Below are 12,910 nucleotides of genomic sequence, written 5' to 3' on the forward strand. Positions count from 1 at the left end.
ATGGAGGTACTTTATGCAACTTGCACAACTATTCCCTTCCCTTAAGAAACATCATACATACCCGGCAATCCAAAATTCTGCAACTGTCGTTTTTTATGATTCACCTAATGCGTGCTGGTATGAGATTGCCAAAAGCGAAATTACGGAACGAGATGCTCTTTTGTTAAAACATTTTTACTATGAATGCAGTGAGCAAACAGATCCGTGGTTATTATTATTAACGCAAGGTGTTGTACCAAAGCCGCTTACTTATACTTCTATTCGGATTTTACAATATCATATCAATAAGGATGCCGAGCAATTAAAGTATGCGATCGAACTTTTCTTTATAGATGATGCTTACCTTCTTGAAATTTCTCCAAATACTTTCTGGATTATATTGTTTAAAGATTATTCACGGGAGGAACTGGAAGGTTTGATAGCCATACTGGAAAATGACTTTTATTTGCATGGACAACTTTTTATAGGTCAAATGCTGCCGGTTTGTGAAATGCTCCACCACTCTTTCACATCGGAGCAAAAAATATTTCAGGCCATCATAGAACGGCAACATGAAAGAATCTATACTTTTTCTGAAAGCTTCTTAACTTTATTGCCATTACAATTAAATGTTCCATTACAGCAATACTTGCAGCATACGTTGTTTAATAATTTAAATGATGAAATGATCACCACCATTACAACCCTATTTTCTCACAATGGAAATATGTCCTCTGCCGCAAAGGAATTACATATACATCGCAACACGTTATTGTATCGTACACAGCGGTATTTTGAAGAAACTTCTTTGGATTTAAAGCGTAGTGATGACCTGTTATTAGCCTATTTAGCAGCACAATTAAATAAATTAACAAAAGAAATCTGAAAATTTTAAGCACATTGCACAAAGGTTTTTCCCTCTTAATCTTTTATAATATGAAAAAAGGGGGACTGGTTTTTTATGTTAGACTTTGATCATATTGTAAAGCGTTATCCTGACGGCTATGTAGCTGTTGAAAATTTTCATTTAAAGGTTGAACCGGGTGAATTTCTTGTACTTGTTGGTCCTTCTGGTTGCGGGAAGTCCACTACACTACGTATGGTAGCAGGACTGGAATCCATTTCTGAAGGGGAACTCCGTATCGAGGGCAAACGAGTGAATGAAGTGGAACCGAAAGACCGTGACATTGCAATGGTATTCCAAAACTACGCTCTTTATCCGCATATGAATGTATATGATAATATGGCTTTTGGCTTGAAACTGCGTAAATTCTCAAAAGACCAAATTGATAAAAAAGTACGTGAAGCTGCTGCAATTTTAGGGTTATCGGATTTATTGGACAAGAAGCCGAAATCCCTTTCAGGTGGTCAACGCCAGCGTGTTGCATTAGGTCGTGCCATTGTTCGTGATGCGAAACTGTTTTTAATGGACGAGCCATTATCGAACTTGGATGCAAAACTTCGTGTACAAATGCGCTCTGAAATTACGAAGCTCCATTATCGTTTAAATACAACAACTATTTATGTTACGCATGATCAGACGGAAGCGATGACGATGGCTTCACGTATTGTTGTAATGAAAGACGGTGTCATTCAGCAAATCGGAACACCGCGTGAAGTATACGATACTCCTGAAAATGTATTTGTTGGCGGGTTTATTGGTTCACCGGCGATGAACTTCCTTCGCGGGAATGTTGTTGGGGAATATTTTGAAATCGGCGGCGAAAAAGTTCGCATTCCAGATGAAAAACTAAAAGTATTAAAAGAACAAAACTATACAAATCGAGAAATCATTTTAGGTATCCGTCCTGAAGATATTAACGACGGCAATAAACAGGACACAAGCAGTGTCGTTAAAACTATAGTGCAAGTAAGTGAATTAACCGGTGCAGAAATGATTGTTTATGCGTCAATTGATGACCAGCAATTTGTAGGTAAAATTCATCCGGATGCAGATGTAGCTATGGGCGAGGAGCTTACACTTAACTTCAACTTAGCGAAAGCACACTTCTTTGATCCGGCAACTGAAATGCGTATTCGCTGATTAGTGAATAATTAGATGAAAAGACTCGGACATAATCCAAAAAAGCTATTTTTCTCTGAGAGAAAAATAGCTTTTTTTGCTGTGCGTGAAAATATCCGTTTCTTAATAATAGCTTTCTTCTTATTCAACGGGAATTCTATGAAGGTCCCAATTTCTTTTCTTAATTTTATAGCATCGCTGCACCTATCAGTCCTGCATTGCCTTTATTTATGCTTGCTTGTACTCTGCCTTTTTTATGTTCAAAAAATGGCAAGCTGAAATACTGATCAACTAAGCGGGAAATTTCATCCACAATTTGCGGATGATGATTCATAACGCCTCCACCCAGTACAACAACATGCGGATCTGTTAGTAGCATAAAACTATGAATCTTCTGAGCAATTTCCTGCTGCCATTCATGGATAAGCGGCATAATACGCTCATCCTTTTCATAATAGCGGTCAAAGAATTGCTGTAAGGTTCCTTCTTCATTTGTATCCTGCTGCAACTTCTTCAATAATCCAGGTCCAGCACACACTTCTTCAAAGTAGGCACCCGTGCTTGTTAATGAAAAACCGATTTCCCCGGGAATTCCGGCCCCTCTTAGAAACTTCCCTTCATGAATGACACAGCATGCAATTCCTGTACTGATCGTGACATAAATGAATGTCTCTTTTTCAAAATGACGGATTTTGTATTCACCGTTTGCTGCAGTCATCATATCTGTTTCCATAAAAACTTTGGCTTTCGGAAATGCCTCTTCAAGCCTTTGGACGAGCGGAAAATTACGCCAGGGCAAGTTTTGCTGAAAAACGACAAGCCCTTGCTGTATATCTAATATCCCCGGTAAACCGACCGCTACTTTTATAACCTCCCCCTCTTCACCTTCCAGAAGCTTATGAAAACCTGAAATCATTGCCTCAAATAAAGATTCAGACTGCTGGGGACTCTTTACTTCCATTTGCTTTATTAGTTTTTCCGGCCGTTCTTGCTTCGATAAAGCAAGTGCTAATTTTGTTCCTCCGATATCAGCACTTAAAATCCACATTTAGTCCACCTGCTTTACAAAAATTCCGTAGTCTTTCCAAATCGTATACCCGAGCTTTTCATAAAAAGCGATTAAATCGGTCCAATCTATAAAGAACGTTTCTTTCCCACGTTGCTGCAAATAATATTCTGCCGCTTCAGTTACCGCTCTCCCTAACCCAAATTTCCGGTAATCTTCATTTACACCTAGTGGACCAATGCCACCTAATCGGTCAAACTGCTCTGCCCAGTTATAGTTCGGCCCTTTCCACGCACTATGCTCGTCATTAATACGACAGAAGCCAACAATCTTACCTTCCCATTTCACAATAACATAATCTCTTCCTGTTCCTCCATGAGCGAAATAGTCCTGTGCTTCAAAAGTCCAACGCCCGGGAAAAGATTCGTTCATAAAATCAATGAATGGCCGTTGTTCCCCTTTTTCCAATAAAACAAATTGAACATTATTTTTTTCAGGCAGTGATAATGGCTCTGTTACCGTTTTGGAAAAGTCCACACTTTCAACAACTTTCTTAAAGCCAAACTTTTCGGCAAATGCAATTCCTGCACGTTGGCTAAGCGGGATGCCACATAATAAGTGCCCTAAATCCCCGCCAAGCTGAATTTTCTTTATTCCGTTATTATAAAGGGCCTGTTCTGCATGTTGATACAATTCTGTCGCAATTTTTTGCTGACGGTAATCGGGATGCACGAGCAGCATTTGAATCCAGCCATGTTCTTTATTTAAGGAAACCTCATGTGTTTTGCGCCAAACTTTTGCAATAACAACTCCGGCAATTTTCCCGTCTATTTCCTTTATCGCACTTCCTTCTTTTAAAACATATGGTGATTGCCACGTATTTTGTTCAAGCAAGCGATCCGATAACTTAAAGTCAGGCAAAACAATATTCCATAAGTCTATGATGTCCTGGTGAGATTCCTTCGTTACTGGCTTTAGCATCTATTTCCCTCCAAACGTTTCTTCCATGCGACGTAATGGATCGTCGATAAAACTTTCATCCCATTCAACAACTTGACCTTGTTCTGTTAACTGTTGTTTTACTTGTTCATATGAAATGTCCTGAACCGGTTTCCCTTCCTGCAGTGCAATTGCCGCTACAGTACCGGCCGCTTGCCCAAGCATCATAAACACCGGTTCCATACGAATCGAGCCATAGGCAATATGGGACGCACTTAGGCAAACTGGAACAGTTAAGTTTATACAGTGCTCCTTTTTCGGCAAAAGCGAACGCAAATCGATTGTAAATGGTTTTACCGGTACTTGGATATCGCCTTCATTCATTACTCGCCCATTGACGACGATGCGCCGGCAATGATGGGAATCCATATGGAAAGATGCGATTGCAATCGGTTGTTCGCAAGTTATTCGCTGCAGTGCATTGTGTTCCGTCATGACATATTCGCCAATCATTCTTCTTGCTTCCCTTATATACAGCTGACGCGGCCAATTGCCTGTTTCGGCAAACTCATCTGCCGCCAATCCCCATTGGCTAACTTCCTCACGAATAGCTGACGGCACTTCTTCATCGTTGGCTAAAAAGTATAGTAGCCCGGCAATATACGTTACATGCTGCTGATACATTTTTTCTCTTTCTTCATAATTTGCATCAGGAAATGCGTAATTCATTCCGATAAAATCCGTCGAAAATGCCCCATGATTATTTAAATCCGTTTTTCCATTCATTAAAGGGGTATGTAACTTCATCGCATCCCAATGCCCTGCCTTTATATAGCGCAACAGCAGTGCATAATGATTACGCTCATATCCATTCGGCTTTGGGAACGGCACTTTTTGTTCCTTCGTTAAACACATCCTGAAATTATATGCTTGAATCCGGTGATCCCCGGCACCATTTTGCTCCTTCACAACCTCATCTGAAATTCCATATAATAGTCCGCTCTCCGGATTGCCTTCTTCTATATATGGATCAATAAAACTTTCAAACTTGTGATGTTGTGTACCAAATTGAACCCCATTATAAATTTCCTTATAATCTGTACTCGCTTCTCTTCCTACAATGTATTCAACCCCTGCATGTGCCAGCAGGTCACCTTCATAACTGGCATCGATAAACTGCTTCGCTTCATAGTTTGTTCCGTCTGTCATAATAATTTGCTGGATTTGCCCGCCTTCAAGTAAAACCGATTCAATAAATTGCTCCGTCTGGACATCAATTCTATGATCATCCAACCATGTTTTGAATATACGTTCTGCTACCTGTGGTTCGAAACGTACACATTTTTCGATCCGATAGTGGTGTGCGATTTCGTCATAAAATTGCTTTGCTAAACCGCCAATCGCCTGCTCAGCACCTAAGTCCGTTGCCCCAAGTCCACTTGTCGTCATCCCGCCGACAAAACGGCTGCATTCAGCAATACGCACATCATATCCTTTCTTTTTCAGGGTAATCGCTGCTGTAATGCCTGCAGGCGTCGCTCCGTATATTAAAACATCCTGCTTGTAATGCTGCTGTCTTTTATCTCTTTTACGGTAATAATAAACCGTTTCCCACATTTATAAAGCCTCCCAACGTAATTTCGTTGTCTGAACGACTCGCTGTAATGACTCCACATATTGTTGAAGTGGTTCTTCTATTTGTTCCTTTTGCAGTAACTGTTCCATCTTGCTTAATAACGCCAGTACTTCGCGTTTTGCTTCCGGATTCTTGGCCTCTACAACACGGCTAGGGAAAAATATGGAGTTACATTGGCTGTTTTGAGCAAAAGTATGTTCCAATTCCTCGGCTAGTTGCTGCATTGGCGGTGACAGTAAATACGGGACAGTTTCTACACCTTCCCATAGCGATCGTGCAAATACGACATTATTTAATTGCTGGTACTTCTGATAATCGTATTGCTCCATATGCGGTTGGGCCTTTGCAATTTTATGAAGCGGTACGACTAAATTGACCATTCCATCACAGCCGGCTTCTTTATACTTTTCAATATCTGTCACGATTCGTTTAAATAATAGCGGGAAAAGTTCACTTAGCATAAAGTGGTCACTGTAATACTCAAAAACAGTAATCTGTTTATCAGTTGACCTGCGCCAATCCATTAGACTTTCCCAAGCTCGCTCATCACGTTGTGATTCATAACTATGTGCATAATTTCGACCCCAATAAGCATATAAAACATCGGCCGAGCTCACCGGCTGTTCTTTGCGCTCAAGCATTTCCCAACTTAGTCCGGCGTTATAGACGATATGCTCCACTTCCACTTGTAGACCTGCAGCGGCTAATGCTTGCTGAAGCTTTTCGGTAAAAGCCATATATTGAATTAAAAAGAGCTTTGCTTCTTCACCTTTTGCTCCTACATCTTCCGGCCAAAGAGAGATTCGGGAAATAACAGGTTCTGCTTCACAATAGGATACGATTACTTCGATGACGGATTGTTGTGCTTTTTCATCCTGTAAAAAATCCTGATTTTTTAGCGCATTGGCCGCTGTAAATTCTGTTTCCTCGCCAACTAAATCATTTACCGCCCCATCTGCAGCAGCCTTTCCGGAAACACTAACTCCATTTGCCTTTGCCAATAAATAACGTAAACTATGTCCGCCTAACGTAACATCAATCCCACGTTTTTTTATTTCCGGTAAAAGCGCCTCCTTTACTTCATCCCATAGGAAAAATGTAAAGAACACTTCATTTAGCCCGTTCTTTGTTCCGACATCGAGCATCCTCTTTAAAAAAGGGATGTCATCGATTGTTTCAAATACATTCCCACGACGACTGAATTTCGGTTTGCCTTCATACGTATTTGTCAGCCCTTGAATGTCGATTTTTTTGTCCTTCTCCAAGTCCAGAAATACAAGCCCTTCTACCTTTTCAATCAGTTTATATACTCCGTACAATAAGGCACGACTTGTATTCCCGCGAATCACATAGCTTTTTTCCGTGTGATCAATTACAAATTCATCACCATTGCCGGAAGTATTCAACCGTTCAAAAACGACTGGTTTATCTCCCGTATAAAAGCGTTCTAGTTCCTCAAATGCAAACTGTTCAATTTCATTTTTATAATTTTGTAGTTTGTTCATCTGCATCGATCCCTTTCCTTAGCAGCTTCTGTTGAAAGAAAAGGATACCCGCCGCGAGTATCCTTTGAATTGTCCTATAGTTTTACTGCTTGCTTTCTGTTGTTTGATTCATATGCTGCCAACGCGATTTCTAATGATTTCAGTCCGTCATATCCGGAAATAAGCGGTTGCTTTTGTTGTTGAATTGAATTTAGAAAGTCGACAATTAAATCGAAGTCGGTATTATTTCCGCTATATAAATGTGTGAGTGATTTACTGCCTTTCCCGTATAGGTTAAGCTTCTCGTTGAATACATCTACTTTGCGTGATGCTTTCGTTCCGATTACTTCAATCATCGCATCACCCCATGTCGGAAATTCCGGGAATCTTGACCAGCTTGCATCATGTGAAGCAACCACTCCATTATCAAATACAATTGTCATGATTCCTGCATCATCCGTATCAAGATCGGTGAAATAGTTATCCGCAAATGCGGTAATTTCTTTTGCTTCGCTGTTCATGTACCAGCGCATAATATCTACCATATGGACGGTATGATCCAATACCGCACCGCCGCCTGCCAACTCCTCATCGACAAACCATCCGCCCGGGTTCTGCCCGCGGTTAGTGGAACGGATTGCCACGATTTCGCCAAGTTCACCTGCATCAATAGCCGCTTTCAAGTCCCGGATGGGCGCACTGTATCGTACTGGATAAGCGATTGACAGATGCACACCGTTTTCTTTACATACATCGATCATCTCTTTTGCATCCTCGATATTCGTAGCAATCGGTTTTTCACATAAAATATGTTTCTTTGCCTTCGCTGCCGCAATTACCATCTCTTTATGCAATACATTTTCACTGCAAATGAGCACAACATCGAGATCCTCAGCTAAAAACCCATTCATATCCGCAAAAAATGGCACATCATATTGCTTACTCGCATCCAAACCTCTATTTGTATCCGTATCATAAATAGCGGTTAGTTTCGTACCGGGTATACGCTGAATTGCCGTTGCATAGCTCGTTGCATGAATATGTGCAAAACTCATAATGCCAATGTTCATCGCAGTTCACCTCTTTGCAGGAGCAGTCGTACAGCATTCAGATTTTCATCATAGGCTTCATCCCATTGCACCGCATACTGCTGGACTGCATCTATATTTTTGAACAAGTTTCGATTGTTGTCACTGTCGCCCGTCATTTGTAAACTATCAAACTCTGCAATATGCAGATGGCTGCTCCATTCAAATTCAATCCGGTCCTGACCTGTCCGGTATTCTAAATGGGCCATCATCGATTCACCGAATTCACACAAAACAATCGTATAATGATTTTCTCCGATTTCATTCGAGCGTACCGATACGTTCCGGACTTTTCCAAACCATTCCGATAAAGCAAGGATATCTTCTTCTATATACGAGAAATTATTTGTCGTTCTTCTTAGTCGAAGGACACCTTTAACCGTATCATGTGCTTTCAACACTTCATGTAATGGAATCGCAAATGAATACGACCATAAATCGAAGTATATCCAACCCTGTTTTTCTACCGTTGAAAATGGCTTATAGGCGTCTGCTTCAGGCTGTTGCAAAATTGTTACGGTATTAGGCTCATCACTGTTCTCATTTGTAAATCGGTACAATGGGGAGTGCATAAGTAGCTGCTGTTCTTTTTCCAATACGATTTTCATTAGAATCACCTACAATTTTATTTCTTGATTTGTTGCAGCCGATTCATAAATCGCCGCCAACATTTTTGTCACTTCAACCCCGTCTTCTACTGTAGAAATAGGCTGCACATTATTAATACAGCAGTCCACGAAATGATTGATTTCATTGATGAATGAACCTGCAAAATCGAAGCTTAACAAATCGATCTGGGGTGTAATATTTAAAATCGTTTCATGCTGCTCTTTTACAATAGCAAGTTCAGGTTCTACTTCGGCACCGCCATTTTCACCATATAGTTTTACAGATACTTCGTCTTGTTTAGCATGTAGTGTAAAACTTACATCCACATATAAAGAAGCACCGTTTTCAAAACGGATGAGCGCATTCGCAAGATCTTCCACATCATTATGCTCGGCATCATAATCAGCCGCCTTATAGAAAGATAAGTTTTCAATATGGGCGCGATTCCCTAATTTTTTGTACGTATTACCTGAAACAGAAATCGGCTTTGGTTTCCCCATTAAATACCAGCAAAGATCGATCATATGCGTCCCTAAATCAATTAAAGGCCCGCCTCCAGATTTCTTAATATCGCTGAACCAGCCGCCTGGATTTCCTAATCGGCGTATGCATGAAGCTTTCGCATAATAAATTTCTCCCAGTTCACCTGCATCAATAAATTTTTTAAGAACACCTACATTTGTTGCAAATCGGCGTACATAGCCAACTTGTAATATCTTACCCGACTCTTTTACCGCCGCTTCGACTGCATAGGCTTCATCAAGCGATAAACTTAATGGCTTCTCAAGCAGAACATGCTTGTTCATTTGGAGTGCCTGAATTGCAATTTCAGCATGGGAGTTATTCCACGTACAAATACTGATTGCATCAATTTCCTCGTTTGATAGAAACTCACTCACTTTTAAATATAAGTTCTCTACACAGTATTTTTTGCCTAATGCATGCAGTCTTCGTTCATCACTATCACAAATCGCAACAATCTCTACATTGGGATTTTCAAAATAAGGTTTTAAATGGTACTCGGAAATAGATCCTCCTCCAATTACGCCAACCTTTAACATGTTAATTCCCTCCCGAATATTCAATGATGGCGGTCAATGCCTCACTGCTCTCTAATCTGTCATACACACCGGCTGAATGTTCAAAAGGAATTTCCAGTTGCACAAAATCAGAAACATCGATCGCCTTTCGTTCCAGTAAACGAATATAGGCCGCCAAATTTCGCCCTTCTGTCCAGCGAACATAATGATACGGATAGTCAATCGCTTCTCTTTCATAGCGAGCATCATAACGGCCTGGTCCGCCTGCTCTTGAAATCGTAATGACCGCTTCCTTTATAAATAATTGTTCTCGATTAAACTGTGGTTCTACATCTCCGACAATAACGATTCTTCCCTGCTTCCGAACCCATTCAAGACTGCGCGGGGTAGTTTCAGAATGTTTTCCTCCAGCACATAGCAGTACAGCATCTACACCATGCCCTTTCGTATAATCCAAAATATGCTGTTCCATTTCATTTAAATCCGAAAAAATTTCAATGCCTGGTGTACCTTTCAGCATTTCAGCTCTTTTTTCATTAGGTTCATAGCAGATAACGTCATAACTTGCTGCTGCACAGATCTTTGCAATCATTTGGCCAAGTACACCTAATCCGATTACCAAGACCGTTTCACCAAACTGCAGCTGTCCTTGGCGTATCGCGTGAATGGCAATCGTACCGTGTGCTGCAAATGCCGCATGCTTTGGCAATACGTCGGCAGAGCATTTCGCCACTAATGTTTCCGGTACAACAAGCTGCTCCATATGCCCGACATAAGGGGCACCATAGCATGCAACAATATCGCCTACTTGAACAGTTGTGACATTAACCCCAACGTCCTTCACTTTCCCGACAGCGCTATATCCAAGCTGACGTACACCTTGTTTGCTTCCCTCAATTAATAACCGTTCAGTCCCTGGCGATACAGCAGTATAGTAGGTTTCTATTAATACTCCCGTTTCAAAAAGCTCCGGTTGATCAATCTCAGCTATTTTCACGACACCATCATGTGCTTGTAAAGCTTTCACTCTTTTCACCTGATTTCCACTTTGCTAAATTTTGTTTAACAAATGCATCATCATTCAAATGCGGATACATGTTATAGACACGCGTAATTTCATCAGCTTGGCCTTCACTTAATACTTCATGATCTGCCAGACACCAGTTTCCTTTCAGTAATCCTTGTCTTGTCAATACTTCATTAATTCCTGCAATGCTTCCTTTAAAGGAATGGGCCGGATCAAAGAAAGCCGCATTCGCATCTGTCACTTCAATGGCTCTTGTTAACCAGCTTGCATCAATTTGCTCTTTATCTCTAATAATCTTAATCTCTTCAAAATATTGAACGGCAGTTTTCGCCCATACCGACCAATGCCCTAACAGCCCGCCTACTACTTTCTTTTTAACGGTTTCACCATTAATCGCAAATGCATATTCAGTTAATAGATCAATGACAATATTATCGTCATTTCCTGTATAAAGAGCGATTTCATCCCGGCGGTCGCTATTGCATACTGCACGAACTACATCTAATGTTTCATAACGGTTAAATGGCGCCATTTTAATCGCATATACATTTTCTATATTGGCAAACTCCCGCCAAAATTGATAAGTGAATACACGCCCGCCAACTGATGGCTGTAAATAGAAGCCAACTACCGGAATGATTTTGGCGATTTCTTTCGTACGCTCCAATAGCTGCGCCTCCGACAAATGCTGCAGTCCTCCCATACTTAGTAAAGCTAGATCATAACCAAGCGTTTTTAAAATTGTCGCTTCATGTTTTGCCTGCTCTACCGGACCGCAAACACCACCTATTTTAATGAAGGATTCCGGTACATGCGCCTTCTTCATTTCATCGATTGCAATTGAAAGAACACGTTCATACAAGTTGAATTGGGGATCGCGGATCTCAAATTGTGTCGTATGAACACCAACTGCCAAGCCTCCGACACCCGCATCAATATAATATCTCGTCAAAGCACGCTGACTTACTTCATCCAATGATTTGTCTTCGTTTAACGCTAATGGATGTGCCGGAATAAATGCACCGTCAAACAATGCTTTTTTTACCGCTTCATTCATTTAAAACGCCCCTTTCCGTTCCTGGAAATGCGTTGGTTTATTTAATGTGGCACCATCTAATTCCACCCAATTTGCAACCATATCAAGCATTTGCTCAATGGATACACGAGGATAGCCAAATAATTTATGGGCATGGGCCGCTGTATTTAATAATGCTGTTTCCTGTTCGCCCCCTATAATTATAGCTTCCTTATTAAAGCGTTTCGCAAACTCCTTCGCCAGCCAGCGAACAGATAACGTCTCCGGTCCTGTGACATTCAGAATTTTTACAGGTGAATCACAATGTAAGAGCGAGCGAATTGCGTATTCGTTTGCATCCCCTTGCCAGATGACATTGACACTCCCCATCGTGACATCAACCGGCTCATTATTGTAAACAGATTTAGCAATTTCCAATAAAACCCCGTATCGTAAATCAATCGCATAATTTAATCGGAACATAAGCATTTTTGTCTGAAAACGATTGGAGAAATTCGTGAAAATACGTTCTCTTCCCAATGTGGACATGGCATATTCACCAACAGGTACCGGCGTTACATCTTCTCCGCAGTTACCCGCTGCTACAGGTGTAAATGGATAAATATTGCCTGAAGAAAATACGACGATATTTGAGTTTTTAAACTTATCTGCTACACGACCTGGTACGTATGTATTCATCGCCCATGTGAAGTGTTCGTTATTAACTGTGCCGAACTTATTGCCCGCCATGAAAATGATATTCGGAATATCCGGCAACTGCGCAAGCTGCGCTTCATCCAGTAAATCACATGTAATGGTTTCAATCCCCGCGGATTCCAGCTCTTCTTTCATTTCTTTATTTGAAAATCGAGCAACACCGATAATCCGTTTCTCGATTCCCGCCTCTTCAGCAGCACGTTTCGCCATCTTCGCTAAAGTAGGCCCCATCTTCCCTGCAATTCCTAAAATCAAAATGTCACCATCTATTTTTTTAATATCCTCTACTAATGCTTCGGATGGTTTTGTCATGAATTCTTCTAATTGTTGTACCGTTTGCATAGTGG

General features: G+C 40.9%; 12 protein-coding genes. 2 read left to right on the plus strand and 10 right to left on the minus strand.

Annotation, left to right across the window (positions count from 1 at the left end; all coding sequences use genetic code 11):
* Positions 1-13 precede the first annotated feature (13 nt).
* Both MKY51_RS15840 and ugpC read left to right on the plus strand, forming a co-directional pair.
* Positions 14-865, plus strand: a complete 852-nt coding sequence (locus MKY51_RS15840) for a helix-turn-helix domain-containing protein (RefSeq protein ID WP_339173821.1) — start codon at positions 14-16, stop codon at positions 863-865.
* A gap of 75 nt (positions 866-940) precedes the next feature.
* Positions 941-2,023, plus strand: coding sequence for a sn-glycerol-3-phosphate ABC transporter ATP-binding protein UgpC (gene ugpC, locus MKY51_RS15845; RefSeq protein WP_339173822.1), 1,083 nt, complete (start codon positions 941-943; stop codon positions 2,021-2,023).
* Between the two features lie 166 nt (positions 2,024-2,189).
* Here ugpC and MKY51_RS15850 read toward each other — a convergent pair whose 3' ends face one another.
* The 10 genes from MKY51_RS15850 to MKY51_RS15895 all read right to left on the minus strand — a co-directional run bounded on the left by MKY51_RS15850 (position 2,190) and on the right by MKY51_RS15895 (position 12,905).
* Positions 2,190-3,050 carry an ROK family protein gene (locus tag MKY51_RS15850; protein ID WP_339173823.1) on the minus strand — a complete coding sequence of 287 codons (861 nt, stop codon included), beginning with the start codon at positions 3,048-3,050 and terminating at the stop codon, positions 2,190-2,192.
* A complete protein-coding gene (locus MKY51_RS15855) occupies positions 3,051-3,989 on the minus strand; it encodes a GNAT family N-acetyltransferase (protein WP_339173824.1) in 939 nt (312 codons plus the stop codon).
* Complete coding sequence (locus MKY51_RS15860; protein WP_339173826.1) at positions 3,990-5,564, minus strand: FAD-dependent oxidoreductase; 1,575 nt, start codon at positions 5,562-5,564, stop codon at positions 3,990-3,992.
* Positions 5,565-7,088 carry a hypothetical protein gene (locus tag MKY51_RS15865; protein WP_339173827.1) on the minus strand — a complete coding sequence of 508 codons (1,524 nt, stop codon included), beginning with the start codon at positions 7,086-7,088 and terminating at the stop codon, positions 5,565-5,567.
* A gap of 74 nt (positions 7,089-7,162) precedes the next feature.
* Positions 7,163-8,137: a Gfo/Idh/MocA family oxidoreductase gene (locus MKY51_RS15870; RefSeq protein ID WP_339173829.1), complete on the minus strand. Its 975-nt coding sequence runs from the start codon at positions 8,135-8,137 to the stop codon at positions 7,163-7,165.
* Positions 8,134-8,763: a peptide ABC transporter substrate-binding protein gene (locus MKY51_RS15875; protein ID WP_339173830.1), complete on the minus strand. Its 630-nt coding sequence runs from the start codon at positions 8,761-8,763 to the stop codon at positions 8,134-8,136. The genes MKY51_RS15870 and MKY51_RS15875 overlap by 4 nt, the downstream gene beginning before the upstream one ends.
* A 9-nt stretch (positions 8,764-8,772) precedes the next feature.
* Positions 8,773-9,825, minus strand: a complete 1,053-nt coding sequence (locus MKY51_RS15880) for a Gfo/Idh/MocA family oxidoreductase (RefSeq protein WP_339173831.1) — start codon at positions 9,823-9,825, stop codon at positions 8,773-8,775.
* Between the two features lies 1 nt (position 9,826).
* Positions 9,827-10,840 (minus strand): zinc-binding alcohol dehydrogenase, encoded by a 1,014-nt coding sequence (locus MKY51_RS15885; RefSeq protein WP_339173832.1) that lies wholly within the window; start codon positions 10,838-10,840, stop codon positions 9,827-9,829.
* Complete coding sequence (locus MKY51_RS15890; RefSeq protein ID WP_339173833.1) at positions 10,809-11,888, minus strand: dihydrodipicolinate synthase family protein; 1,080 nt, start codon at positions 11,886-11,888, stop codon at positions 10,809-10,811. The genes MKY51_RS15885 and MKY51_RS15890 overlap by 32 nt, the downstream gene beginning before the upstream one ends.
* A complete protein-coding gene (locus MKY51_RS15895; RefSeq protein ID WP_339173834.1) occupies positions 11,889-12,905 on the minus strand; it encodes an NAD-dependent epimerase/dehydratase family protein in 1,017 nt (338 codons plus the stop codon).
* Positions 12,906-12,910 lie beyond the last annotated feature (5 nt).

Origin of the sequence: Solibacillus sp. FSL R5-0691 (genome assembly GCF_037974225.1) — a bacterium.
Classification (GTDB): Bacteria; Bacillota; Bacilli; order Bacillales_A; family Planococcaceae; genus Solibacillus.

What these genes read in the sequence shown, in the direction of transcription:
- MKY51_RS15840 (WP_339173821.1), top strand. Translation starts at nt 14, where the DNA reads ATGCAACTTGCACAACTATTCCCTTCCCTTAAGAAACATCATACATAC.
- ugpC (WP_339173822.1), top strand. Translation starts at nt 941, where the DNA reads ATGTTAGACTTTGATCATATTGTAAAGCGTTATCCTGACGGCTATGTA.
- MKY51_RS15850 (WP_339173823.1), bottom strand. Translation starts at nt 3,050, where the DNA reads ATGTGGATTTTAAGTGCTGATATCGGAGGAACAAAATTAGCACTTGCT.
- MKY51_RS15855 (WP_339173824.1), bottom strand. Translation starts at nt 3,989, where the DNA reads ATGCTAAAGCCAGTAACGAAGGAATCTCACCAGGACATCATAGACTTA.
- MKY51_RS15860 (WP_339173826.1), bottom strand. Translation starts at nt 5,564, where the DNA reads ATGTGGGAAACGGTTTATTATTACCGTAAAAGAGATAAAAGACAGCAG.
- MKY51_RS15865 (WP_339173827.1), bottom strand. Translation starts at nt 7,088, where the DNA reads ATGAACAAACTACAAAATTATAAAAATGAAATTGAACAGTTTGCATTT.
- MKY51_RS15870 (WP_339173829.1), bottom strand. Translation starts at nt 8,137, where the DNA reads ATGAACATTGGCATTATGAGTTTTGCACATATTCATGCAACGAGCTAT.
- MKY51_RS15875 (WP_339173830.1), bottom strand. Translation starts at nt 8,763, where the DNA reads ATGAAAATCGTATTGGAAAAAGAACAGCAGCTACTTATGCACTCCCCA.
- MKY51_RS15880 (WP_339173831.1), bottom strand. Translation starts at nt 9,825, where the DNA reads ATGTTAAAGGTTGGCGTAATTGGAGGAGGATCTATTTCCGAGTACCAT.
- MKY51_RS15890 (WP_339173833.1), bottom strand. Translation starts at nt 11,888, where the DNA reads ATGAATGAAGCGGTAAAAAAAGCATTGTTTGACGGTGCATTTATTCCG.
- MKY51_RS15895 (WP_339173834.1), bottom strand. Translation starts at nt 12,905, where the DNA reads ATGCAAACGGTACAACAATTAGAAGAATTCATGACAAAACCATCCGAA.